The organism is Micromonospora sp. NPDC047707 (assembly GCF_040704235.1).
Taxonomy (GTDB): Bacteria; Actinomycetota; Actinomycetes; order Mycobacteriales; family Micromonosporaceae; genus Micromonospora.
Genome location: NZ_JBEYSU010000048.1, coordinates 1 through 25,041 on the forward strand (window position 1 = coordinate 1; position 25,041 = coordinate 25,041).

The 25,041-nt window shown below is 69.8% G+C and carries 22 protein-coding genes; 10 read left to right on the plus strand and 12 right to left on the minus strand.

Annotated features, from left to right (window positions below):
* The first annotated feature begins 314 nt into the window (after window positions 1–314).
* Window positions 315–1,697 carry an IS1380 family transposase gene (locus tag AB0873_RS29165; protein ID WP_366603721.1) on the plus strand — a complete coding sequence of 461 codons (1,383 nt, stop codon included), beginning with the start codon at window positions 315–317 and terminating at the stop codon, window positions 1,695–1,697.
* Between the two features lie 1,069 nt (window positions 1,698–2,766).
* Here AB0873_RS29165 and AB0873_RS29170 read toward each other — a convergent pair.
* From AB0873_RS29170 to AB0873_RS29180, 3 genes are read right to left on the minus strand one after another with little or no spacing between them, the layout of a single operon-like run.
* On the minus strand, window positions 2,767–3,051 hold the full coding sequence (locus AB0873_RS29170; RefSeq protein WP_366603723.1) for a 4Fe-4S binding protein: 285 nt from the start codon (window positions 3,049–3,051) through the stop codon (window positions 2,767–2,769).
* The gene (locus AB0873_RS29175) at window positions 3,048–4,358 is read right to left on the minus strand and encodes an FAD-dependent oxidoreductase (RefSeq protein ID WP_366603724.1); all 1,311 of its coding nucleotides are present in this window, start codon (window positions 4,356–4,358) and stop codon (window positions 3,048–3,050) included. Before AB0873_RS29175 ends, AB0873_RS29170 begins: the two co-directional genes overlap by 4 nt.
* Window positions 4,358–5,209 (minus strand): nitroreductase family protein, encoded by an 852-nt coding sequence (locus AB0873_RS29180; protein ID WP_366603726.1) that lies wholly within the window; start codon window positions 5,207–5,209, stop codon window positions 4,358–4,360. The genes AB0873_RS29175 and AB0873_RS29180 overlap by 1 nt, the downstream gene beginning before the upstream one ends.
* Before the next feature lie 48 nt (window positions 5,210–5,257).
* Here AB0873_RS29180 and AB0873_RS29185 point away from each other — a divergent pair, with 48 nt between their 5' ends.
* Both AB0873_RS29185 and AB0873_RS29190 read left to right on the plus strand, forming a co-directional pair.
* A complete protein-coding gene (locus AB0873_RS29185) occupies window positions 5,258–6,184 on the plus strand; it encodes a LysR family transcriptional regulator (RefSeq protein WP_366603727.1) in 927 nt (308 codons plus the stop codon).
* 179 nt (window positions 6,185–6,363) lie between these two features.
* A complete protein-coding gene (locus AB0873_RS29190; protein WP_155331459.1) occupies window positions 6,364–7,482 on the plus strand; it encodes a mandelate racemase/muconate lactonizing enzyme family protein in 1,119 nt (372 codons plus the stop codon).
* Window positions 7,483–7,492: 10 nt separating this feature from the next.
* Here the strand turns inward: AB0873_RS29190 and AB0873_RS29195 are convergent, their stop codons facing one another.
* Window positions 7,493–7,972, minus strand: coding sequence for a MarR family winged helix-turn-helix transcriptional regulator (locus AB0873_RS29195; protein WP_366603728.1), 480 nt, complete (start codon window positions 7,970–7,972; stop codon window positions 7,493–7,495).
* Between the two features lie 170 nt (window positions 7,973–8,142).
* On the opposite strand from AB0873_RS29195, the gene AB0873_RS29200 reads away from it, so the two are divergent.
* From AB0873_RS29200 to AB0873_RS29230, 7 genes are all read left to right on the plus strand, one after another.
* Window positions 8,143–9,189: a cupin domain-containing protein gene (locus tag AB0873_RS29200; protein WP_196255614.1), complete on the plus strand. Its 1,047-nt coding sequence runs from the start codon at window positions 8,143–8,145 to the stop codon at window positions 9,187–9,189.
* A gap of 1 nt (window position 9,190) precedes the next feature.
* Entirely contained in the window at window positions 9,191–10,363 is a 1,173-nt protein-coding gene (locus tag AB0873_RS29205; protein ID WP_155331457.1) for an FAD-dependent monooxygenase, read from the plus strand.
* Window positions 10,364–10,391: 28 nt separating this feature from the next.
* Window positions 10,392–11,741: an MFS transporter gene (locus tag AB0873_RS29210; protein ID WP_155331456.1), complete on the plus strand. Its 1,350-nt coding sequence runs from the start codon at window positions 10,392–10,394 to the stop codon at window positions 11,739–11,741.
* 30 nt (window positions 11,742–11,771) lie between these two features.
* The gene (locus AB0873_RS29215) at window positions 11,772–12,647 is read left to right on the plus strand and encodes a fumarylacetoacetate hydrolase family protein (protein ID WP_366603731.1); all 876 of its coding nucleotides are present in this window, start codon (window positions 11,772–11,774) and stop codon (window positions 12,645–12,647) included.
* 93 nt (window positions 12,648–12,740) lie between these two features.
* On the plus strand, window positions 12,741–13,739 hold the full coding sequence (locus tag AB0873_RS29220) for a fumarylacetoacetate hydrolase family protein (RefSeq protein WP_366603733.1): 999 nt from the start codon (window positions 12,741–12,743) through the stop codon (window positions 13,737–13,739).
* The gene (locus tag AB0873_RS29225; protein WP_366603735.1) at window positions 13,729–14,448 is read left to right on the plus strand and encodes a DinB family protein; all 720 of its coding nucleotides are present in this window, start codon (window positions 13,729–13,731) and stop codon (window positions 14,446–14,448) included. The genes AB0873_RS29220 and AB0873_RS29225 overlap by 11 nt, the downstream gene beginning before the upstream one ends.
* A gap of 107 nt (window positions 14,449–14,555) precedes the next feature.
* Window positions 14,556–15,557 carry an NADPH:quinone reductase gene (locus AB0873_RS29230; RefSeq protein WP_366603736.1) on the plus strand — a complete coding sequence of 334 codons (1,002 nt, stop codon included), beginning with the start codon at window positions 14,556–14,558 and terminating at the stop codon, window positions 15,555–15,557.
* Between the two features lie 366 nt (window positions 15,558–15,923).
* Here AB0873_RS29230 and AB0873_RS29235 read toward each other — a convergent pair whose 3' ends face one another.
* The 8 genes from AB0873_RS29235 to AB0873_RS29270 all read right to left on the minus strand — a co-directional run bounded on the left by AB0873_RS29235 (window position 15,924) and on the right by AB0873_RS29270 (window position 24,942).
* Window positions 15,924–16,580: a 3-oxoacid CoA-transferase subunit B gene (locus tag AB0873_RS29235; protein WP_366603738.1), complete on the minus strand. Its 657-nt coding sequence runs from the start codon at window positions 16,578–16,580 to the stop codon at window positions 15,924–15,926.
* Window positions 16,577–17,275 carry a 3-oxoacid CoA-transferase subunit A gene (locus tag AB0873_RS29240; RefSeq protein ID WP_366603739.1) on the minus strand — a complete coding sequence of 233 codons (699 nt, stop codon included), beginning with the start codon at window positions 17,273–17,275 and terminating at the stop codon, window positions 16,577–16,579. Before AB0873_RS29240 ends, AB0873_RS29235 begins: the two co-directional genes overlap by 4 nt.
* Window positions 17,276–17,278: 3 nt before the next feature.
* The gene (locus AB0873_RS29245) at window positions 17,279–18,469 is read right to left on the minus strand and encodes a thiolase family protein (RefSeq protein ID WP_366603741.1); all 1,191 of its coding nucleotides are present in this window, start codon (window positions 18,467–18,469) and stop codon (window positions 17,279–17,281) included.
* A 3-nt stretch (window positions 18,470–18,472) separates the two neighbouring features.
* Complete coding sequence (locus tag AB0873_RS29250; RefSeq protein ID WP_366603743.1) at window positions 18,473–19,366, minus strand: intradiol ring-cleavage dioxygenase; 894 nt, start codon at window positions 19,364–19,366, stop codon at window positions 18,473–18,475.
* Window positions 19,363–20,424, minus strand: a complete 1,062-nt coding sequence (locus tag AB0873_RS29255; protein WP_366603745.1) for a maleylacetate reductase — start codon at window positions 20,422–20,424, stop codon at window positions 19,363–19,365. Before AB0873_RS29255 ends, AB0873_RS29250 begins: the two co-directional genes overlap by 4 nt.
* Window positions 20,421–22,223 carry an FAD-dependent monooxygenase gene (locus AB0873_RS29260; RefSeq protein ID WP_366603746.1) on the minus strand — a complete coding sequence of 601 codons (1,803 nt, stop codon included), beginning with the start codon at window positions 22,221–22,223 and terminating at the stop codon, window positions 20,421–20,423. Before AB0873_RS29260 ends, AB0873_RS29255 begins: the two co-directional genes overlap by 4 nt.
* Before the next feature lie 134 nt (window positions 22,224–22,357).
* Window positions 22,358–23,314 (minus strand): AraC family transcriptional regulator, encoded by a 957-nt coding sequence (locus AB0873_RS29265; protein ID WP_366603748.1) that lies wholly within the window; start codon window positions 23,312–23,314, stop codon window positions 22,358–22,360.
* Between the two features lie 1,421 nt (window positions 23,315–24,735).
* Entirely contained in the window at window positions 24,736–24,942 is a 207-nt protein-coding gene (locus AB0873_RS29270) for a hypothetical protein (RefSeq protein WP_366603750.1), read from the minus strand.
* Window positions 24,943–25,041 lie beyond the last annotated feature (99 nt).

A 25,041-nucleotide genomic window follows, 5' to 3' on the forward strand; every position in this document is an offset into this window, starting at 1 on the left:
AGTGCTCCCTCTTGCCGGCTCCAACCGAACCAGCGGTGTCAGGTCGTGTCTTCCCACGTTCCATACGAGAGCGGCAGATCAGGCTCACGCCACCTCCATGCCGGACACCACCTGGCCAGTAAACGGGCTCCCGCCAGACTCATCCCAGGCCGACATCAAGCACCCGGTTTCGGTGTCACCTAACCTGGGTGATTCACGGTGATCGCCGAGGTGTGCTGTTCGTCGGCGTGTAGATGAGCGGAAGTGCCTGCCCTGCAAGGGAAACTTGTGATTGCGACATCTACAGGTTTCTCTTCGAGGGAGGCACTTCCGAGGTGCAGCTTACGGCGTGGTCGAGGGATCTGTGGGTCACCGCGGGCGGGTCGGGTGTGGTGTCGCACGTCGGTGCGGCGCTGCTGCGGATGCTGGCCGACCGGACCGGGTTGACCGTGGCGTTGTCGGCGGGGCTGGCCCGGGCCGGCCGGTGGCCGGTGCATGATCGGGGTCGAGTGCTGGTCGACCTCGCGGTGATGATCGCTGACGGCGGGGAAGCGATCGCCGACATCGACGTGCTGCGCCACCAGCAGGAGGTGTTCGGGCCGGTGGCCTCGGACACCACGGTGTGGCGGGCCCTGGACGAGATCGGTGCGGTGCAGCTGCGGCGCATCGCCAAGGCCAGGGCGAAGGTGCGGGCCCGGATGTGGCAGCTGTTCGGCGGTCCACCGGCGGCACGGGCGGCCGGTCGGGACGTCGGTTCCGGGGTCGTCGTGCTGGACATCGACTCCACGATCGTCCTCGCCCACAGCGAGAAGGAGGGCGCGGCGGCCACCTACAAGCACACCTTCGGGTTCCATCCGATCCTGGTGACGTGCGACAACACCGCCGAGTTGCTCGCCATCACGCTGCGGCCGGGCAACGCCGGCGCCAACACCGCCGCCGATCACCTCGACGTGCTCACCCAAGCGGTCGCGCAGGTCCCCGCACCGCACCGCCGGCACCTGCTCATCCGCGGCGACTCCGCGGCGGCCACCCACGCCGTGCTCGACTGGCTCACCGAACAGGACAGCAAGCGCGGCCGGCGGGTGGAGTACTCCCTCGGCTGGTCGATCGGCGAAACCGAACGCGCCGCCATCACCGGCCTGCCCGCCTCCGCGTGGTCGCCAGCGATCGACGCCGACGGTGGTGTGCGTGACGGCGCCGCCGTCGCCGAACTGACCGGCCTGCTGCACCTGCCCGGCTGGCCCGCCGGGATGCGGATCATCGTCCGGCGGGAACGCCCCCACCCCGGCGCCCAGCTGACACTGTTCGAGCACCGGGACGGCTGGCGCTACACCGCGTTCGTCACCAACACCACCACCGGCGCCTTGCAGTGGCTGGAGGCCCGCCACCGCGCCCACGCCCGCGTCGAGGACCGGATCCGCTGCGCCAAGGACACCGGCCTGGGCCGGCTACCCTCCCGCGAGTTCGCCATCAACGCCGCCTGGTGCACCGCGGCGGCGATCGCGGTCGACCTGATCGCCTGGCTGCAGATCCACGCCCTGCACGGCGAACTGGCCAAAGCCGAACCCAAACGGCTGCGCTACCGCCTGCTGCACACCGCCGCCCGACTCGTGCGCGGGCAACGCCGCCGCTGGCTTCGCGTTCCCGCCACCTGGCCCTGGGCCGAACAGATCACCGCCGCGTTCACCCGGATCGCGGCCATCCCCGCCCCCGGCTGACCAGCTCAGCCGCTGCCCCGACAACCCGGAGGACCCCCAGGAGACCACGCCCGCCGCCGCGACAGACGGCCCACCACCATGCCCGGAACCACAATCGCATCTATCAACAGCGATCAGACCTGCCGGGCGGAAGGAACCGGCGTCAGGCGCGAATCATCGAGGCTAATACATTTCGACACGTCATCAGTGGTTCGCTCACGCTCGCCTTCCTGATCCCTACCTGACGCCTCTCGGACGCCTTTTCCACATCGCTCACCACGGTCGCGTCACCACTCCCGCAGCATGTGGCGGTTTGAAGCCTCCCCCCGCAGGGCGACTCCGAAGGGCCAACCTTCATCTCTCGCACAGCACCGCGCTCAAGAGCTCTACCTACAACCAGCTCCCTCCCGCGCTCGTGGCGCACGACGTCTCGTAACCCTGGCGTCTGTCCGTTGAGGACGATCGTCGATGATGCCTGGGTGCAGGTGATCTCCGCGGCCCGCCAGGAGCCTGCCGCCGTGAACTGCTGGACCGGACCATGATCCCTCTGGAACCAGCGCCATCTGCTCCACGCCCTACGCGAGTTCGAACAGTTCTACAACGACACCGCCCACACCAAGGCATTGCGAACGCACGACCGCTGCACTCGTTTCCCGCACCAATCGCCGACCCGGGCAAGATAGCGCGCCTCGACGTCCGAAGACGCGATCGCCTCGGCGGCATCCTCCATGAATACGAGCATGCTGCGTGACCTGCGCGGACGAGGTTTTCGGCAAGGGCAGGCTCATGCCGCTTCTTTCGTCCGGTCCCGTCGTTCACTTTCGCGGTCATCACGGCACCCTCCTCACCAGGCGCAACCCCCGGTGGGTCAGGCCGAAAACACCGTTGGATCCACACTCCCCGATCGCCCGCAACCGTCCAGCCTCGGGTCCTTACGCCGATCGTAGAAGCGACTGGGAGAGGTGAGAGACAAACCCGCGCGTGGGGCCCGTCGGCGGCGCGGGCCTACCGATCGCGGAGCCTGCATTGATCCGCATACCGACGACTGTGCCGCCGCAGTGATACGGCGGACGGTGTCGGGCGACGGGGCTCACACGAGGGGCGATCGAGCGGCGACCTCGGGGGGGTCCGCCGTAGCGCCGGTGGCGAAGAAGGCGGCGTTCACCTCGGCGTAGCCCCGCAGCTCCTCCGGGAGCATCGCGTCCATGGCGATGGCCTCCTGCGGGCAGACCGGCTCGCAAGCCCCGCAGTCGATGCAGACGTCCGGGTCGATGTACAGCATGCGGGTACCGGGCTTGATGCAGTCGACCGGACACTGTTCCAGGCACGACTGGTCCATCACGTCGATGCAGCCGGCGGTGATCACGTAGGTCATCGCATCTCCTCCAGGTGACAGGCCTGCTCGACACCGGCGCCGATGCGCACCAGGCTTGCGAGGTCGGTGATCTTGGTGCGGGCACGGCCGGTGCTGGCTCCGAGGGCGATCTCGGCGGCATCGACGCGCTTCCACCCGGCCCAGTCGACGGCGTCGCACCGACGGGCCGCGATCAACGCGGAAAGTCGGCCTGGGTGGGTCGCGGAAGGGACCAGGCCGGCGTCGAGGTCGGCCCACAGCGACCGGACGCTCTCGACGGCGCACTGCTTGTTCGTACCAATGACGCCGCTCGGCTCCCGCTTGAGCCAGCCTGCCACGTACAGGCCCGGCTCGACCCGCCCTGCGGTGTGCACCGTGGCACCCGCGGGATCGGCCGACACGCCCGGCAACGAGCGAGTGCGGTATCCCACCGCGGTGACGACGGCGCTGACGGCCAGATCCTCGGTCGCCTCGGAGGCGTTGTCCCGCAGTCGGATCGCCGCCACCCTCCCCTCTCCCAGGATCTCTATAGGACTGCGCCGAAAGTGGACGCGTAGCCGCCGGGGTGCTGCGGTGGCAGGGCGTCGGGACCAGCGGTTGAACACGTCGACCCGCTGTCCGATGACCCGGTCCTCGCTCGCGCGGGCGCGGTCTGGGCCATCGAGCACGACGTCGGTGGGGTCGACGAGGATGTCAAGGTCGAGCTTGTCGAGTTCGAGCAGCTCGGCGGGGCTGAACTTCACGTCGGCGACGCCGCGGCGGATCACCAGGTGAACGTCGGTGACGGGGCGGGCGTCCAGCGCCGCCGCTACGGGTTCGGGGATGTCGGTCCCGCCGAGCCCAACCCCGCCCTTGAACAGCACGCGCGCGATGTCGAGGGCGACGTTCCCGGCGCCGACCACAGCCACGGCCGTCGCGCCGCCGGTCCAGGGCACGCCGTCCACTGGGTGGCCGTTGTACCAGGGGACCAGGTCGGCGGCGGTCCAGCTGCCGGGGAGGTCCTCACCTGGGATCCCCAGCCGGCGGGCCAGTGGGGCGCCGGTGGCGAGGACGACGGCGTCGGACGTTCGTTTCAGGTCGTCGAGGGTGAGGTCGGTGCCGTACTCGACGTTGCCGTAGAACCGGACCCGGGGGTCGGCGAGGACCCGAGTGAGCGCGGCGGTCACCGACTTGATCTTCAGGTGGTCGGGCGCCACGCCGTAGCGGACCAGACCGAACGGGGTCGGGAGACGATCGACGACATCGACCTCGACGCCCGGCCGGGTCAGCAGCTCGGCGGTGGCGAACACCCCCGATGGTCCGGCGCCGATGACGGCAACGCGGGTCATCAGGCGGGATCCTCGGTCGGGCCCCGGCCCTTCAGTCCGTTGTTCGACCGGAACCCACCGAGCAGTGTGTCGTCCCAGAGGAACCGCTCCACAGCCTCCTGATCGCGGCTCCTGTCCTGGTCGTAACGCTCGTGGTGGACGATCTCGTCGAGCCCGCGCCGCGAGGTCGGGGTCGGCATCACGGCCGGGGATCCGACGCCGAACATGTCGTAGATCCGCATGTGCCGCGGGATGCCGAGCCAAGACTTGATCATCGTGCTCATGTAGGGCGAGCTCACGTCGCTGACCCACTGCGAACCGAGGCCGAGCGAGGCGACCGCGAGATGGGCGAAGACGGTCGCCTGAGCCAGGCTCGTCACGAAGTGGGACTCGCCCTTCTCCAGCGCAGTCCGCACGGGATAGGCATCGATCACTCGTGGGTCGCCCAGCACGAGGACGAAGACCGGCGAGTGCCGGAAACCGGTGTAGCCAATGTGGTCGCGATGACCCCACACGGCCTCCTGCATCTCGCGCTTGTCGGCCATCTGCCGGGCGTAGAGCTCGGCGATCCGCTTGCGCGTTTCGGCGTCGCGCACCACGAGGAATTCCCACGGCTGGGCGTTGCCCGCCGAGGGCGCCCAGCGGGCGACCTCCAGGATCTTGTCGATGGTCTCGTCAGGCACCTCACGGTGCGGATCGATGGCCCGCACCGAGCGGCGGTGCCTGGCGAGCGCGAGGAGTTGGTCGTACGTCGCGGCGTCCGGCGGGGGCGTGCCGACCTGCTGCCCGTCGGTCTCTGCCGTCGTTGTCATCGCGTCTCCTTCGTCGTGATGTGGTGCCCCAGCCTGGACGAAACTAGTGAGAGCGTCCAATATCGGTTCTCATCTGTCTGATAGCGCGGCGTGATCAGAGGTGGAGTGGTGGAGTTCCGACATCTGCAGTACTTCGTGGCGGTAGCGGAGGAGCTGCACTTCCGCCGGGCCGCGGAACGGCTGCACATCGTGCAGCCCGCCCTCAGCCAGCAGATCGCTCGCCTCGAAGAGGAGCTCGGGGTCCGGCTGCTGCAGCGCACCAAGCGGCACGTCGAGCTGACCGCGGCGGGCCGGGTCTTCCTGGTTGAGGCCCGGGCAATGCTCGAGCACCGCGACGAGGCGACCGCCGCGGTGCGCAGGGCCGCGGCGGGCAGCACAGGGCGCCTCGCCGTGGGGTTCGTCGGCCCGGCCGCGTACAGCGTCCTACCGGGGGTGGTGCGCGCGTTCCGCGGCGAGTATCCCGACGTGGACCTGAGCCTGCACGAGCACACCACAGCCGAGCAGCTCGAGATGCTTGCCGCGCGCCAACTCGACGTCGGGTTCGTTCGCCTGCCTTCGGCAGCGGAGGGCCTCGAGCTCGAACAGGTGCTCTCCGAGCCGATCTGCGTCGTGCTTCCCGCGGGACATCCGCTTGACAATCGGCCGAAGGGCGCTCCACTGGAGGTCACCGAGCTCCGTGGTGAGGGTTTCGTGGTGGTCCCCCGCTCCCGCGAGGCGCTGGTCTTCGACCGGATCGTCGCGCTCTGCCACGGTGCGGGGTTCAGCCCGCGCGTCGTCCAGGAGGCACAGCAGGTCCACGCCATCATCGGCTTGGTGGCTGCCGGCATGGGTATCGCCCTCGTGCCGGACTCCATGCGAGCTCTGCGACGCCCGGGGGTCGTCTACCGGTCACTGCCGCCGTCCTCGAACACCGCGGTCGGAACCGGACTCGCCTGGCGGCGAGAGGAGGAATCACCGATCGTCGAGCCGTTTGTCCGCATCGTCCGGGCCATGGCGAAGAACCAGGTCGACGGTGCGACATCAGCCAGGCCGTGAGGAACCGGTCGGGCTCAGGACACCGGCGCCGAGGACAACCGACCGCGGAGGGTCCGACCGGCCGCGCGCGAACGCGATCACGGGCCGCCTGACGCCGCAGTCCGGGACCCACCCGACGAGCGGGCGCAGGGTGGGTACTCAGTACACTGACCATTCTCGGCGAATCGGAGGCGAACCGAATGACGGCACGGCAGGCGGGCCATGACGGTGTGGTGGACCGCGTCGAGGTGAAGCTGGTCGACATGCCCCTCGGGGCGGCCCGCGGCGGATCCGGAGCGACGCAACTGCAGCTCGTCCGGGTCGAGGTGACGGCCGATGACGGCGCCGCAGGCGTCGGGTTCACCTACTCGCTCGGCCCGGGAGCCGAGGCCGTCGCGGCGTTGCTGGAGGCGGTGCACCTGCCCGCCGTGCTCGGGTTGCCGCTGCAGGACTGGGACCGCACCTGGTACGCGCTGCGCGACCGGACGAGCCGCCTCGGCGCGGGAGTCGCCCTCCTCGCGACCTCCGCCGTGGACATCGCCGTGTGGGACCTGCGCGCCGTGCGCGCCGGGGTCCCGCTCTTCCGGCTGCTCGGCGCCCACCGCGAAGATGTGCCGGTGTACGGCAGTGGCCGGGCCACGCACGGGATGTCGACGGCCGAGCTGGTCGAGGGGGCCCTGTCCTACGTCGCGGAGGGATACCGGGCGGTCAAGCTGCGGGTCGGGGTCCATCCCCCGGCCGTCGACGTCGCCCGGGTCGCTGCCGTGCGGGCGGCCGTAGGTGACGAAATAGCTATCATGGTGGACGCCAACGAGCGGCTCGATCTGGCGACCTCACTGTGGATGGGACCCGCGCTCACCGAGCTGGGCGTCGCCTGGTTCGAGGAGCCGCTCCCGTCCGCCCACGTCCGGGCGCACCACACGCTCGCCGCCGCGGCGGCGCCACCCCTCGCCGTCGGCGAGCACCTGCTCGGGCTGGGCGGCTTCACGCCTTTCGTCTCCGGCGGCGCCGCGATCCTCATGCCCGACGCTCCGCTCACCGGCGGCGTGTCGGAATTCCGGCGCATCGACGCGCTCGCCGAGGCGCACGGGCTCGCCCTCACGCCGCACTTCCTGCCCGAGCTGCACGTCCACCTGACGGCGGCGGCGCGCAGCGGCACGTGGCTCGAGCACTTCCCGCTGCTCGACGATCTCCTGGGCGAGGTCCTCACTCCGGTGGACGGGCGGGTGGCGCCGCCGCAGCGGCCGGGCCACGGCATGGTGTGGGACGAGGCGGCGCTCAACCGGTTTACTGTCCGCACCGCCGTAGCCGTCCGCTGACCCAGACGGGTCAGTCGTAGGCGACCTGGTGGTGGTCGACGACCAGGTTCAGTAGCCGGACGAACTCCACGCGCTCCCGTTCGCCCAGCCCGAGCAGGAGCTGCTCGCTGACGCGCTCGGCCGCGGGGAGCGCCCGCTGCAGCAGTGCGCGGCCGGCGTCGGTCACCCGGAGCAGGTTGCGCCGGGCGTCCCCGGCGTCGCGGAACCGGACCAGGAGGTCCCGCGCGACAAGGCGGCGGACGATCTCCGCGGTAGTCGAGCGGTCCATGCCGGCCAGTTCCCCCAGCATCCGCTGGTCGATCCCGGGCTTCTGGTCGAGGATGTTCAGCACCGCGAACTGCGCGGACGTGACGTCGCCGGGCACCTCGCGCGCCCAGATCTCCCGGTGCACCTGTTGCAGCCGGCGGACGAGGTGACCGGGGGCCGCACGCAGCTCGAAGGGCTCGCTCGACTCCTCCTGGGCATCAGTCAGGCGATCGGCCGGGGACATGCCCACAGTGTAGTGACGGGACTGCTCCGGCCACGCCGTCCGGGAACTCGCCACGCCCGGCCTATTGCGCACGCCGCCCCCGCTCTCCTAGCCTCTTGCCCCAAGATGCTCAGTGTACTGAGCATCTATGTGGTCAGTGTACTGAGCATTGGCGACGAAAGGGGCTGATCATGACCATGAACACATCGGAGAAGGCGTACGAGGAGCTGGACGCCCTCGCCGTCGCCCCACTCTGGCGGTACTTCGGGGAGCTGTTCCTCCCCGAGCCACGCAGCGCCGCCCGCCCGCACCGCTGGGAGTACGCGGCGCTGCGGCCACACATGATGCACTTCGCCGACGCGCTGTCCCTTGAGGACGCCGAGCGCCGGGTGCTGATGCTGATCAACCCGGGGCTGCAGGACCCGCCGGCCACCGTGAACAGCCTGTTCGCCGGCCTCCAGATCATCATGCCGGGCGAGACGGCGCAGGCGCACCGACACACCGCCAACGCCTTCCGTTTCATCATCGAGGGTGACGCCGCGTACACCACGGTGAACGGCGAGCGAGTGCACATGCACCCGGGCGACCTGCTGATGACGCCGGGTTGGCACTGGCACGACCATTATCACGCGGGCGACCGGCCGATGATCTGGCTCGACGGCCTCGACTTCCCGATCACCAATGCGTTCGAGGCGGGCTTCTTCGAGCTGTTCGGCGACCGCTCGCAGAAGTCGACGGTGCCGGACGACCTGTCCAGCCGCCGGTTCATCCACGGCAGGCTGAACCCGGCCTGGGAGCAGGCCGCCGGGCCCGCCTCCCCCGTCGGCAACTATCCCTGGCGCGAGACCGAGCGCGCGTTCGCCGCGATCGCCGACGACGCCGAGGGCAGCGAGTCCGAGGGCGTCGTCCTGGAGTACACCAACCCCTGGACCGGCGGTTCCGTCCTCCCCACGATCGACTGCAAGGTCAGCAGGCTGCGCCCGCGCTTCGGCGGCAGGCCCCGGCGCACCACTGCGAGCACGATCCTGCAGGTGGTTCGCGGGCAGGGGCACGTCGAGATCGGCGACGAACGGTTCGATTTCGCCCCCCACGACGTGATCGCCGTGCCTGGTTGGGCGCCGCACCGGTTCGTCAACGGCTCGGCGACCGAGGACGTCGTCCTGTTCGCCTACAGCAACCGCCCGGCCCTGCGGGCCCTCGGGATGCTCCGCGAGGAGATCCCGGGAACGGAGGTGTGACATGGTGCGCCTCGGAGAGGTCGTGATCGCCGGCGGCGGGATCGGCGGCCTCGCCACCGCGCTCGCCGTGCGGCGCAGCGGTGCCGCCGCCCGGGTCCGCGTGCTCGAACGCGCCGGGGAGTTCGGCGAGGTGGGGGCCGGGCTGCAGCTCGCACCGAACGCGGTCCGCGCCCTGCGCTGCCTTGGCCTCGACCGCGAGATCGACGACTACGCCTTCTACCCGCGCCGGCTCGTGATGCTGGACGCGCTGACCGGCGACCTCGTCACCGCCCTCGACCTCGGCGGCGACTTCCGCAGACGCTACGACGCGCCGTACGTGGTGATGCACCGCAGCGACCTCCTCGCGATGCTGCTCGACGAGGCCAAGCAGCACGACGACATCGAGCTGTGCAGCGGAACCGAGGTCACCGGCGTCGACCAGGACGACCGGGGAGTGGTGGTCCGCACGGCGCCGGGCGAGGAGTTCCGGGCCGACCTCCTCGTCGGCGCGGACGGGCTGCGCTCCGTCGTGCGTGCGGGCATTGTCGCGGACGGCGAGCCGGTCGGCGCCCGCTACGTCGCCTACCGCGGCACCCTCCCGTTCGACGACGTCGCCGGGATCGCCGGCGGCGAGGACGTGCTGCTGTGGGCTGGACCCCGGATGCACCTGGTGCAGTATCCGATCCGCCGCGGGGAGCTGTACAACCAGGTGGCCGCATTCGAAAGTGACCGCTACACCCCCGATCACGACCGTTGGGGCGACCCTGCCGAGCTCGACGAACGGTTCGCCGAGGCCTGCGCCCCCGTGCGGACCGCGGCCGCGCTCATCGACCGCAGCCGACGCTGGCAGATGCTCGACCGCGAGCCCGTACGGAACTGGGTACACGGACGGATCGCGCTCCTCGGCGACGCGGCCCATCCGATGCTGCAGTACGTCGCCCAGGGCGCCTGCCAGGCCATCGAGGACGCCGTCGCCCTCGGTACGGCCCTAGAGGCCGAGGCGGACGTCGACGCCGCACTCGCCCGCTACCTCCACGAGCGCGTGGACCGCGCCTCTCGGGTTCAGCACACCGCCCGCCTGTTCGGCGAGCTGATCCACCTCGCCGGGATGGGCGCCACCGTCCGCAACCGGCTGCTCTCCGCCCGCCCGCACGACGACTACAGCGACATCGACTGGCTCTACCAGACCGCCTGACCCCCGCTGACGTCTCGAAGGAGAGATCATGTCCAGCGCCGTTCCCGCAGTGCCCCCCGCCGTGTCCCCCGCTCCCCCGGCTGCCGCCGACGTCCCGGCCGACCCGGCCGCGAGCCGTCGGGTCGCCGCCGCCAGCCTGATCGGCACGACCATCGAGTACTACGACTTCGCCGTCTACAGCATCCTCGCTTCGATCGTCCTCGGCCCGTTGTTCTTCCCCTCGGCGAGCAGCACGGCCTCCACCATGGCCGCCTTCGCGACGTTCGCCGTCGCGTTCGTCGCACGGCCGATCGGGTCGATCCTGTTCAGCACGATCGGCGACCGCGTGGGACGCCGTCGCTCGCTGCTGATCTGTCTGCTGATGATGGGCGGCGCCACCGTCGCCATCGGGCTACTGCCGACCTACGCCGGCGTGGGCGTGCTGGCCCCGGTGCTCCTCGTCGTCCTACGGATCCTGCAGGGCCTCGCGCTGGGCGGGGAGTGGGGCGGCGCGGTGCTCCTCGCCACCGAGCACGCCCCGCCCGGCAGGCGCGCGATCTTCGGGTCCGTCCCGCAGATCGGGCCGCCACTCGGCTTCGTGCTCGCGAGCCTCGTCGTTGCCGCCGTCACCGGCGTCATGGACCGTGCGCAGTTCGTCGCGTGGGGCTGGCGCATCCCGTTCCTGATCAGCGTCGTGATGGTCGCCGTCGGCCTGTGGGTCCGGTTCAAGGTCGCCGAGTCGCCGGTCTTCGAGCAGGCGGCGCAGAACCGGCAGCTCGTCCGCTTCCCCGTCGTCACCGTGCTCCGCGAGTTCCCCGGCCGGTTCGCGATCGGCGTGGCCGCCCCCGTCGGCGGGCTGGCGACCTGGTACCTGATCACCGCGTTCAGCGTCTCCTACGGATCCTCCGCGCAGGGAATCCCGCAGGCTCAGATGATCCTCGTGGCCTGTGCGACGGCCTTCACGCACATGGTGCTCGTCCCCCCGGCGGCTCTGATCGCCGAACGTTTCGGGCGGCGCATCCCCATGCTCATCGGCGCCGCCGGCGTCGCGATCTGCGTCGTGCCCGCGTTCGCGCTGCTCGAGACCGGCAACGCGCTCCTCGTGGGCGTCGGCTTCTGCGTCACCATGATCCCGTTCACGCTCATCTTCGCCCTCGTCGGCGCGTGGCTCGCGGAGTTCTTCCCCACCCGGGTGCGTTACAGCGGGGCGTCCGGCGCGTTCGTCCTCGCCGGCGTGCTGGGCGGCGGCTTCGCCCCGCTGATCGGAACCGCCCTCCTCGCCGGTGGCGGTTCCCCGATCCGGCTCGGCCTCTACGCGGGCGCGCTGTCCCTGATCTCGACCGCGGCACTGGCGTTCGCGCCGGAAACCAGGCACCGCGCACTCACCTCGACCCACTGAGATCGCCATCCCCGACCCAGGAGGTCCGCCATGCGGCTCGCCACCTTCGACGACGACCGCGTCGGTGTCGTCACCGAGACGGGCGTCGTCGACGTCTCCGACCTGATCGACCGCCCGGTCGACGGCCCGACCGCCGCTGCTCCGGGAACCAGCCGGATGCGCCGGCTCGCGGCCGCGCCCGCACTGCTCGCCCGGATCCGGCACGAGTTCCCGGCACGCAGCCCGCGTCCGCTGGCCGACGTGACCTTGCAGGCGCCGCTCCCCGATCCCGGCAAGATCGTCGCCGCACCGGTGAACTACCGGGACCACAAGGCCGAGATGCGCCTCAAGGGCGACATCAACGCCATGGGCTTCTTCCTCAAAGCACCTACCTCAATGCTGGGCCCCGGCGGGCAGGTGCGGCTGCCGTACACCGACCGGCGCATCGACCACGAGGCCGAGTTCGCCGTGGTGATCGGAGCGCCGGCACGCCACGTCCGCCCGGACGAGGCGCTCGGCCACGTGTTCGGCTACACCGGCCTGATTGACGTCACGATGCGCGGCGGCGAGGACCGGTCGATGCGCAAGTCGTTTGACACCTTCACCCCCGTCGGCCCGTGGATCGTGACACCGGACGAACTCGGCGATCCGACGGACGTCGGCTTCACGCTGTGGACGAACGGCACAGTGCGGCAGAAGAGCAACACCGCCGAGCTCATCTGGGACGTCGCCCGGTTCGTCGCGTTCGCCTCGACCGTCACCACGCTCCTACCTGGGGACGTTATCTCCACAGGCACTCCCGCGGGCGTCAGCCCGCTCGCCGATGGCGACACCGTCACGCTCGAGATCGACCGCATCGGCCGGCTGACCGTCACCGTCACCGCGGACGGCGCCGTTCCCTGTCCCCTCACCCCGGTCGAGGGCTGACCGCCTGGCGGGCCATGGCGCTCGAGCACACGTGCGGCCGGCATGGGCCGCACGTGTGCTCGCAGGGGTAAGGCAAGTGCATCGTGGTAGGCGATGTCGATCGAGGCGCTCGTGCTGGCGACCCCTCTCGGTCAGGTCCGAGGCCTCGGCGTCCGACTCCGAATCGGCTGCCCTCGATCTCTTCCGGTTCAGCGACAGCCCGATGTTCGAGGCGCTGCAGCCGGACAGCTTCCAGACGGAAGGACAGGAATGAAGCTCGCCACTATCCGCACCCGCGACGGCGCGACTCAGGCCGTGCGCGTGGACGGGGAGACGCTGATCGACCTCGGCCTTGCCGACGTCGGTGAACTGCTGGCCGAGCCGGACTGGGCCGAACGCGCCGCCCGTGCCGGGGACACGGTCAAGGCGTTCGGCTACGCGCCGGTCGTGCCCCGCCCCGGAAAGATCATCTGCGTTGGGCTGAACTACCGCAACCACATCCTGGAGATGGGGCGGGAGCTGCCGCAGTACCCGACGTTGTTCGCCAAGTACCCGGAGGCGCTCATCGGGGCGTACGACGAGATCCAGCTCGCGCCGGAGTCCGAGCAGGTCGACTGGGAGGCCGAACTCGCCGTCGTCATCGGCAAGACCGTGCGCCGCGCCACCGAGGCCGAGGCAAGCGGGGCCATCGCCGGGTTCGCCGTCCTCAACGACGTCACCATGCGCGACTGGCAGTACCGCTCCCAGCTGTGGCTGCAGGGCAAGACCTGGGAGAACAGCACCCCCTTCGGCCCCTATTTGGTTACCCCCGACGAACTGCCCGGCGGCACCCGACCTTCGCTCACCCTCACCGGATTTGTCGATGGTGAGGTGGTGCAGCAGTCCGACACCTCGAACCTCGTGTTCGACCCCGTCGCCCTGGTGCGGTACATCTCCACGATCGTCACCCTCAAGCCGGGCGACGTCATCGCCTCCGGTACGCCTGGCGGGGTGGGCCATGCCCGAAAGCCGGCCCGGCACCTTACCGACGGCAGCGTTCTGACCACCGAGATCACCGGTCTGGGGCGTTCCGAAGCAAAAGCTGTCACGGAGTTGATCTCTAATGGTCGCTGATCGCACCCACGTCGACAGCCTGCGATGGATGGCCCAGGGCACCAAAATCTTCTTCGATGCCCTGGCCGCCCTGCCCGATGATGAGCTTGACCAGCCGACCGCGCTCGATGGCTGGACCGGCAAGCATCTGCTGGCCCACGTCGCCGCCAACGCCGACGCGCTGGTCAACCTGACACGCTGGGCGCGCACCGGCGAGGAAACGCCGATGTACTCCTCTCCAGAGCAGCGTGACGCCGACATCGAGGCCGGCACCAGGCGGCCGACGGCCGAGTTGCGTGTCTGGGCCGCGCAGGCCGCCGCGGCCCTCGACGCACGGCTCGCCGAGCTGAACGAAAAGCAGTGGACCCACCGGGTCCGGACCGCCCAGGGCCGCATGGTCCCTGCCGAAGAGATCCCCTGGATGCGCGCCCGCGAGGTCATGGTCCACGCGGCCGACCTCGGCGCCGGAGTGGGCTTCGACGATCTACCGTCCGATTTCCTCGCCACCCTGATAGACGACATCGCCGCCAAGCGTTCCGGCGGCGGCGGTCCCGCGCTCATGCTTGCGGCCAGGGACCAGAAGTGCATGTGGGCCGTCACCGGCACCGGGGAACCCATACTCCTGACCGGCACCGTCGCCGGCCTCGCGGCGTACCTGTCCGGCCGAGCGGCCGACGGCGTCACCGGCTCAGGCGGTCAGCCCGCCCCCGAACTGCCGCGGTGGCTCTAGAACGGGCCCGACCTCCTGAAAGGAGCGTCGGCTCGTCGATTCCTGGAGTGCGGGGTACGCCGCCGTGCGCCAGGGCCCGGCCGGCCCGGTGGGAAAGGAGACCGTCGGTGGGTCTGCCTGACATGATGCTGGCGGCGTACCTCACCGAACTCGGGGGCCCGGAACGCATCCGGATCGGCCACCTTCCGGTGCCGGTTCCAGGCCCCACCGACGTTCTGGTGAGGACGGCGCTGATGGCGGTCAACCACGTCGACACGTTCGTACGCTCCGGCGGGTACAGGACACAGACGCCGTTCCCGTTCGTGATCGGTCGCGACCTGGTCGGCACCGTGGTACGGACCGGCGAGGGGGTGGACGACCTCGCGATCGGAGCAAAGGTCTGGTGCAACAGCCTGGGGCACCAGGGGCGTCAAGGGTCATTCGCGGAGTTCGCCGTGGTGCCTCGGGAACGTCTCTACCGCCTGCCGGCGCAGGCCGACCCGGCGACCGCCGTCTCCGTACTGCACACCGCGGCGACCGCCTACCTCGGCCTGTTCCGGACCGGCTCCCTGCGGCCCGGTGAGACGGTCCTCGTCGCCGGGGCGGCGGGTGGGGTCGGGAGTGCGGCCGTACAGCTTGCGGTGGCGGCGGGTGCTCGCGTCATCGCCACGGCGGTGCCAGAGGACTTCGACTGGTGCCGCCGGTGCGGCGCGGATGTGCTGACTGACTACCGCGACCAGGCCTTACCGGCTCTGCTGGCGGAGGCCGCGCCGGAGGGATTCGACCTGTGGTGGGACAACTCGGGACGCCACGACCTGGACCTTGCCGTACCGCTGCTCAAGCGGGGTGGACGGATTATCGCGCTGGCCGGGATGGCGGCCCGGCCGGTGCTGCCGATGGGCGCGCTGTACACGCGTGACGCCAGCATCAGGGGGTTCGTCATCAGCAACGCCTCGGCCGCGGACCTGGCGGAGGCGGCCGCCGTTGTCAACGACCTGCTGGCCACCAACCGGCTCATCTCGCGAATCAACGGCACCTACCCGCTAACGGCGGCCGCCGAGGCTCACCGCCAGATGGAGGCCGGAGTGAAAGGCCGGATCCTCGTCGCCAGTGACCCCGATCCGGGCTGATGCGCGCACACCAGGAAACGTAGACGACAGCGGGGGTGGTGCCCCCCACCCCCCCAGCTGCCAAGAGCTGGCCGGAGACCACTCGCCGGCAGCCGGCTACCGAGGCCCGGTGCAAAACGCCCGCCGGGCACCCGCCGGCCGCTCTCCGGCTGCTTCATCGCGACGAGCAGAGCAGTCGCGGAGCCGGGAATGTCCCTGGCCCTGAACCTGTCGGCTCCCGACGAATCGGCCGGATCAGGTGTAGTTCCAGGCCGTCTCAACCTGTCTTCCTCGTTGCCGGCCTCGTGCGGCTGGCTTGGTAGCTGTGCTTCGTGTCCAGCCGAGGCAGTTCCCTTCTATGGCGTAAGTGGGTGCACGCGATGGCGTTCAGCCTCGACGATCCAGCAGCGGCACCTCGAGAAGGTGCATCAGCTCGTCGAACGTGCAGTCGTACAGCTCCCGTACTGCCACGCCCTCGTCCTCGATGAGGAACACTGCGAGGTCGGTGTAGACGCGGCTGACGCACCCCACACCGGTCAGCGGATACGTACACTCCGAAACCAGCTTTGGAACCCCGTCCCGCGACAGCAGATTCATCATCACGAACGTCTCCTTGGCCCCGATGGCAAGGTCCATCGCACCGCCGACGGCCGGGATGTCGTCGGACCGGCCGGTGTGCCAGTTCGCGAGGTCACCACGGGCCGACACCTGATAGGCGCCGAGCACACAGACGTCCAAGTGACCACCGCGCATCATGGCGAAGGAGTCGGCGTGGTGGAAGTACGAGGCGCCGGGCAGTTCGGTGACCGGAACCTTGCCGGCGTTGATGAGGTCGAGATCGATCTCATCGCCTTGCGCCTCGGGTCCCATACCCAGCATGCCGTTCTCCGTGTGCAGGAGGACCTGGCCGTCCGGGGACAGGTGGTTGCTGATCCGGGTCGGGAGCCCGATACCGAGGTTGACGAAGGCTCCGCGCGGAATGTCGTGCGCGACTCGCGCGGCGAGTTCATCGGTGCTGAGGCCGCGCCGGATCACACTGGTCATTGTCCTGCTCCGATCGGCTCAGGCGCTTGCACGGGCGCCGGCACCCGCACGATGCGGTCGACATAGATGCATGGCGTGACGATGATCTCCGGATCGAGCGCACCGACGGGCACCACCTCCTCGGCCTGCACGATCGTCGTCGTCGCGGCCGTCGCCATGATCGGCCCGAAGTTGCGGGCGGTCTTGCGGTACACCAGGTTGCCGAGCTCGTCGGCTCGGTACGCCTTCACGAGGGCGTAGTCCGCTCGCAGTGGGTACTCCAGCACGTAGTGACGACCCTCGATCTCGCGGGTCTCCTTGCCGTCGGCCAGGGATGTCCCGTAGCCGGTGGGCGTGTAGAAGGCTCCGATGCCGGCGCCGGCGGCGCGAATGCGCTCGGCGAGGTTGCCCTGTGGGACGAGCTCGAGCTCGATCTCGCCGGCCCGGTACTTCTCGTCGAAGTGCCAGGAGTCCCGCTGGCGGGGGAAGGAGCACACGATTTTGCGCACGCGGCCCGCACGGATCAGCGCCGCCAGGCCTACGTCCCCGTTTCCGGCGTTGTTGTTCACCACTGTGAGATCCGTGGCGCCCGATGCGATGAGCGCGTCGATGAGCTCGACCGGCTGACCGGCCGTGCCGAATCCGCCGATCATCACCGTGGCGCCGTCGGGGATCCCCGCCACCGCCTCGGCTGCGTTGTCCAGGATGCTGACCATGGCTCAGCTGTCCAGGTTCTCGAGGACCACGGCGAGCGCCTGACCAACACCGATGCAGATCGCGGCGACCCCCCACCGTTGGCCCGCCGCCCGTAGCGAGCGGGCGAGCGTGCCGAGCACGCGGGTACCGGATGCGCCCAACGGGTGGCCGATGGCGATGGCGCCGCCCTGCGCGTTGACGATGGCGGGGTTGATGCCCCAGGCATTGATGCAGGCGACGGTCTGGGCGGCGAACGCCTCGTTCAGCTCGACGGCGCCCACATCGCCCCAGCCGATGCCGGCGCGCTTGAGCGCCGCGTTGGCGGCCTCCACCGGCGCGAACCCGAAGTACCGCGGGTCGTTCGCGGCAGCCCCCCGACCGGCGACGCGCGCCAGCGGCGGCCGACCGACGATCTCTTCGGCGGACGGGCTACCCAGCAAGACGGCGGACGCGCCGTCGTTGAGGGGCGAGGAGTTCCCGGCGGTCACGGTGCCGTCGTGCTTGCGGAACACCGGTTTGAGCGCGGCAAGCTTCTCCAGGCCGGTGTCGGGCCGGATGGACTCGTCGCGGGCGAGGTCCACTCCGGGTACGCCGACGACGAGGTCGTCGTAGAACCCTTCCTCCCAGGCCCGAGCAGCCGCTTGGTGCGAGTGTAGTGCGAAGGCGTCCTGCGCTTCGCGGCTCACCTGCTCACGTATCGCGAGCAGCTCGGTGGCCTCGCCGTTCGAGATCGTCCATTCCGGGTTCATGCGCGGGTTCAGCAGGCGCCAGCCCAGGGCGGTGGACACCAGCGTCGCGTCGCCGGCCGGGTACGCCTTGTCCGGCTTGGGTAGCACCCAGGGAGCCCGGCTCATCGACTCCACGCCCCCAACCAGCACCACGTCCGCCTCGCCGAGGGCGATCTGCCGGGAGGCGACGATGGCGGCGTCGAGGCTGGAGCCGCACAGCCGGTTCACGGTCGTGGCCGGCACCGAGGTTGGTAGGCCGGCCAGCAGGCCGGCCATCCGGGCGACGTTGCGGTTGTCCTCCCCGGCGCCGTTGGCGTTGCCCAGCACGATCTCGTCGACGCGGTCCGGTTCCAGCGCGGGTGCCCGTTCGACCAGCGTCCGCAGCACGTGCGCCGCCAGGTCGTCCGGCCGCACGCCGGCCAGCGCACCGCCGTACTTCCCGAAGGGGGTGCGTACGGCGTCGTACAGGTACACGTCGGTGGGCATGGGTCAGCCCTCCTCGCCAGTGGTGGCCGCGGGGGCCAGGACGATGTCGAACCGCACCCGTGACCACGCGTGGTCTCCCAGGTCGCGGCCGCCGGGGGTGGGGGTGCCGGCCGGCTGGGGCTCGAAGTCCATGACCAGCGAGTCCCGTACTCCGAAGACGCTGTCGCGGTCCAGGAGCTCATCCCCGCGGACGAAGATGTGTGTCACCAGGGTCCTGAATCCGTCCGCTTGGACCATGAAGTGCAGGTGCGAGGCCCGCATCGGGGACCGGCCGGTGGCGGCCAACAGCCGGCCGACCGGGCCGTCGTGCGGGATCGGGTACGGCGTCGGAGTGACCCCCCAGAAGCGGTAGTTCCCGTCCGCGTCGCTGTACAGGTGGCCACGGGCGGCGACCCGGTCGTCGCCGTACTGGACGTCGTAGAAGCCGTCCTCGTCGGCCTCCCAGACCTCGATCCGTGCATGCGGCACCGGCTTGCCGTGCGTGTCGGTGACCGTGCCCTCGACCCAACACGGTTGCCCGGATGCCCCGGCCCCGATGTCACCGCCGAGCTCGATCTCCGGCGAGCCGTCGACGAAGAACGGGCCGAACACCGTCGCCTCGGTGGCGTTGCCGTACGCCTCGTGGTTGAGGGTGATGGTTTGCATCGAGGCCCCCAGGACGTCGGAGAGCAGGATGAACTCCTGACGCCGGTCGTCGGTGATGTGCCCCGTGGCGGTGAGGAACTCGATGGCGCGCTGCCACTCCTGCTCGGTTAGCCGCACCTCCCGCAGGAAGGCGTGCAGGTGCCGGGTGAGCGCCTGCATCAGCTCCTTGAGCCGCGGGTCCGGCGTGTTGTCGAACGACGCGACCACGCGTTCGACGAGCTGTGACTCGCGGTTCTGCTGCTCCAGGCTCATCGTGGCTCCCCTCCGTCCCAGGCTCGGCGTAGCAGGTCCTCAAGGTTTTCGCGGGTGACCGGCGTCGGGTTGTTCGGCGGTACGGCAGCCAGGACAGCGTCGACGGCAGCCGGGATGTCGGTCTCGCGCAGCCCGTAGTCCCGCAGGGCGCGAGGCGCCTCCACCTGCTCCCGCAGGCGCTGCAGCCCGTCCAGAGCGGACGTCCCGCCGAAGGCCGCCGCCATCCGCTGCGCACTGTCGGGGACCGACGGTGCGTTGAGCGCGAGGACGTACGGCAGCACCACGGCGTGGGTCTGCGCGTGCGGGAGGTTGTACATCCCGCCGAGCACGTGGCAGATCTTGTGGTGCAGCCCGGAGCCGGCCGAGGCGAACGCCACCGCGGCCAGGTAGGCCCCGTACAACGTCTGCTCGCGTCCGGCGATGCGCTGGGGATCGCGCACGACCTCGGGGAGTCCCTGGCGAAGGGCGCGGATGCCCTCCAGCGCGAGCGCCTGGTCGATCGGGTCGACCCGCGGCGCCCAGATCGAGTCGACACAGTGGGCCAGCGCGTTCAGCCCGGAGGCCACGCTCAGCGGCACCGGCAGGGACAGCATCAGGCTGGCGTCGTAGACGACGGACCGCGGCAGCACGCGGGCGTCGACCCCGGTGGTCTTGCGGCCGCCCTCGGTCAGCCCCCAGACATTGGTGGCCTCCGAGCCCGCGTACGTGGTGGGAACGGCGACGATGGGCAGCCCGGTGGTCAGCGCCACCGCCTTGGCCAGGCCGGTGGTGGAGCCGCCGCCGATACTGACGAGGACGTCGACCTCGTGCTCCTCGGCGGCCTTGCGGGCCCGATCGGCAACGTCGGTCGGCACGTGCATCACCACCTCGGTATGGCGCACCGCGGCCGGCAGGACGGCCACCAACGGGTCGGCCAGCGCGCTGTCGGCTTCTGCGGCGATCACCATCGGGCGGACGCCGCCGAGCCGAGCCACCTCGTCGGCCACGTGACCCGCGGCCTCGTACGACGCGAACACCACCCGCTGCGGCAGCGTCTCGTGCGTGAAGCTGACTCTCATGCGGCATCGCCCCGACCGAGGATCGCCGACATCGCCTCGTGCAGAGTCCGCTCCGGATCGGCCGGCAGCCGCATCGACCGCCAGCCGATGTGCTTGTCCGGGCGCACCAGAAGCACGCCGTCCTCCTCGACCTCCCGCACCCGCGCCCAGTCGTAGTACAGGTCGGTCACCGGACGCCCGGGGCCGATCATCACGGCCTCCAGCGGCACGCCGAGCTCGTGCGCGACCTTCTCGGCAGCCGCCACCCACGGCTCCCCTGCGATGCCGGTCAACAGCGTGAACCGGGTCATCGGCGCCAGGTCGAGCGTGGAAACCTTGTGCCGGGCATCGCCCACCCAGACGTGCGGCAGTCGGGATCCCGGGACCGTTGACGGCTCGTAGTACAGCTCCGGGTCCCGGCGCGGTTCCGGCCGCCGGGTGCCGTCGGAGACCACCGCGCCGGACTCGTAGAACTGCCCCAATTCGACACCATGGGCGTTGAACTCGTAATGCTTCAACTCCATGGCCGACACCAGCGCGGCCCGCTTGGCCGCCCCCTCGGGAGTGTTGGCTTTGCGCTCCTCGATGCGGGCGGCCATCTCGGCCTCGTCCTTGGCGTCGAGCAGGCCCAGCACCTCGAAGAACTGGACGAACTCCCGGCTGGACTTGTTCGCGCGCTGAACGATCTGCTTGGCCACCGGCGCCCGTTCCACGGAGTAGGTCTCCAGCAGCGAAGGCGCGGCCTGCCCACGGAGGACGGCTGCCAGCTTCCAAGCGAGGTTGTAGGAGTCCTGGATCGAGGTGTTCGACCCCAGTCCGTTGCTCGGCGGGTGGCGGTGGACCGCGTCCCCGACACAGAACACCCGCCCCGACTGCAGATGCGTCGCGTACATCTCGTTGTTGCCCCACAACGACGTGCCGGTGATCTCCACGTCGATGTCCGGCAGCCCGAGCAGGTTGCGCACGATCTGGACGGCGGCGGCCTCGTCGACGACCGGTGGGGGTTGGCTGATGTCGTAGCCCCACACGATGAGCCACTCGTTCCACGGCCGCACCATCCGGACCAGCCCGGCCCCGATCCCGCCGACGTTAGAACCGGGCTGGATCACCCAGTAGAGCACCGACGGCCGGTGCCCGCAGTGCGCCGAGATGTCGGCCTTGAAGGTAATGTTCATCGAGCCGGCGATGTCCATCGCGCCCTCCATCGGTAGGTCGACGTCGGCGGCGACCTTGGAGCGGGCGCCGTCGGCACCGATGAGGTACTTGGCCCGGATGGTGTACTCCTCGCCGGTGAGGCGGTCGCGAACCTGGACGTCGACGCCATCGGAGTCTTGCCGGTGCCCCAGGTACTCAGTGGAGAACCGGGCCTGGGTGCCTCGCGCTGCGGCGTTACGCACCAGAATCGGCTCCAGGTAGGTCTGGGGAATGTCGACCGGCAGGCACGGTGACACAAGCTGGTAGTCGGCCCGCCGGGCGGGATGGGTACCCCAGGTGAGGATCCGTCCGATCTCCTCGCCGGCGATGGAGGTGCAGAAGACGGTGTCGCCCATCAGCTCGTGCGGCGTGGCGTCGGCGAGCACCTGATCCTCGATGCCCAGGTCCCGGAATATCTCCATCGCGCGTTGGTTGGTGATGTGCGCCCGCGGCGTGTTCGCCGTCCAGCGGTACTTCGTGATCATGATGTTCGGGATCCCCAGCGTGGACAGGAACAACGCCGCTCCTGCCCCCGCAGGGCCCGAGCCGACGACCACGACGTCGGTCGTCACCATCGATCCCCCGGGAAGCTGCGTCTCGGCCATCCCGTCGCTGAACTCCACCATCGTTCACCCCACTCCACTGCTCGGCGTGTGGTCCGGGCCACTCGCGCGCCCAGTGTGGCGCGGTGCTCCGCCGCCTCAGCAAGTGCGGAGGCCGTAACACGGCGGAAATACGAAGCTGTGGCGGAATCGGAGAACTAGTCGAGCCGGCTCGCCCGGGCCTGGCGGCGCAGGTCCGTGGCGCGCATGCCGAAGCGCGCCCGGAATGCCTGCGAGAAGTGAGTAGCCGACCCGAAGCCGCAGCGGGCCGCAACCTCACCGACCGAAATCTGCGGCGAGGACGCGAGCAGCGCACGGGCACGTTCCAGCCGCCGCGCCAGCACGAACTGCGGAACGGTGGTGCCGGTGGCGGCGAACGCCCGGGACAGGTGGCGCTCGCTGATACCGATCCCGGCCGCGACCCGGGCAGCAGTCAGGTTGCTGTCGGTCAGGTGATCCTCGATGAACGTACGCGCGTTGGCCAGATGCACCGTGCCGAGGTGGACCGGACGGCTGCCTGCCATGCTCGCGAGCAGGTCGAGCGCGATTCGTTCGTCGACGGGTTCGCCTCCGTCGGGACGCAGAGCGCGGTCGATCATCCTCGCGAACGTCCGTGCCGGCACATCACCCCGGGCGAAGTCGCGGACCAGTGGGGTGCTGAGCGAGTCGAGGCCGGTCAGCTCCCGGAACAGCGGGCGCGGCACCTTGATCGCGAGTTCCTCCAGGCCACGCGAGAAGCCGCGCATGAACGGACGATCTGCGTCGCAGATCAGGGCCTGTCCGGGTCGCAGGGTGAGCACGCCGGCGTTGTGGTAGAAAAACGCCTCCCCGACGAGCGTCAGGTAGACCGCGACCGCGTCCGCCGGATGCTTACGGATCACTTCGGCCGGACGTTCGACGACGTGCGCGTTGCCACGGACGCGGGCCAGGTGCATCTGCTCGAGCTGAAGGTTGAGCTCGAACCCGTCGAACGGCGCCTCACCCAGCGTGTGACACCGCAGCCCGATCAAGGCCTGCGCGTTGTGGTCCTCCCACAACGCGATCCTCTGGGCCTCCGGGAGCCCCTGCGTGCTGAAGCGCACCGGGCGCCGTGCCGTCGCCGAACCCGCCGTCACAGGCCACCCCCACCTATGGTCGGGCTCAAATACTACAGTCACCGCCCTGTGACGAATGACACACCATTGACCCCGCAAACGCATCGCTCGTGGTGAAAGGGGTCGAATGCTGATAAATAGATCAGGTAGATCAACCGGCTTGCCCGAGACACCCAGTTTCTACGCGCCGGCCTACACCCACGCTGCCGCTATAGCAACAACGGGTCGCCCGGACCCGACCCCCATACCCTCCGCCTCGTCGGACTGACCGGGGCCCGCGTTTCGGCCCCCACCCTCGCCGCCCTCCCGCCGCAGCGGCACTGGCTGCCGGGTCGGCTAGCTAGGGCTGCCGCAGGTTGGCAGCAACCCTCGCTTCTGAGGTAATCGATCTCGGTCAGGTCGCCTTTCCTGAGTCGGGTTGTGGTTGCGGAGTCGATGACGGATGCAGCGTGTGGCCGACCGCGAACAGCCCGAAGCGGCCGCGGCTCATTCGCTTTCGGGGGACCGACGGCGCCCGCGTTGCAGCCGCTGCGGGTCGAACGCCGCGTCAGCTGCCGAGGATCCTGGTCATCGCCGGTCAACGCATCGACACCGCATCGCCCACGCTGGCCCCGGGGTGATGCATCGCGCTTCTGGGTATCAGGTGGCCGTGGACATGGAGCAGTGGCAGGCCGTGGCAGAGCGGCACCAGCAGTGTGATGACGACGCCCGCCGGTGTCGAGACTGCCAGGCCTACTGGCCGTGCTCGTACCGGCTGCAAGCCGAGCGCCAGTTAGTCACGACGGTCGGAGCGGCTGCCACCGCGAGACGCGCCGTCGTCGCCGGCCGGACACAGGATCCTCACCCGTCATCTGGCACATGATCAGCATCGACACCGACTGCATCGACCGAAGTGGGTGCTGCCCGCCGGATACTGATTGAGCTTCGCTAGTCGGGCTCTCGGGCAGCGTCAACCTGCTCGTTCGTTACCTGGACCCGCATCGCCGCCGCTCAGTGAGTCAGCCGGACGTCCGAGCGACTGAACGTCCCGCTGGACGACCGGGGCGGGGTGGCTTCGAGCTCCCCATCGCGCTTGAAGCATGCCTGGGACAGTCCCACACCAAGGTCAAGTTCCTGAAACGGCAGATGTACGGCCGAGCCGCATTCCCGCTCCTGCGACAGCGGATTCTGCTCGCATAGCACCGCGACCACCGTCTCCGTGCCAGAGCCGAAGATCGGACAGTCCCTATTGCCGGCCGCCGTTTCGGACGCCGCTGGTCGGGCCGGGGTAGACGTGGCGCGGCCACCGCGCGATCGTCTATGTGATGTGGACGAGCCCCGAGATCTTGCGGTGGCCGCAGGCCACAACGTGGATCGCTACGGCTGGAGGGAAGGCGTCCTTACCGTTCTGTTCGCTCGGACCGCCTCGCGGCATACCGTCGCCCTTTCCTCGAGTCGAAGCTCTATGTCGCGGCCTTGACGAGCAGGGCCTTGACGAGCAGGGCCGTGGCGGCACATGCGGCGATGGCGAGCACAGCGGGCCGGATCCTTCCCGAGTCGAGGCGCCTACGCAGCGGGGCCGCCAGTGCGAAGCCGACCGCCACGAACGGGAGCATGAGCAGGCCACCAATGACCGAGCGCCGTTCGAGATGACCGGCCAGTCGCAGCATGCTCAGCCTCGATCCACCGATGAGGATTGGGTTGGTGAGAGCCCAAAGATAGAAGATGCCCTTTGAGCTGGAAGGATAGGAGTTCTGACGCTTCTATCG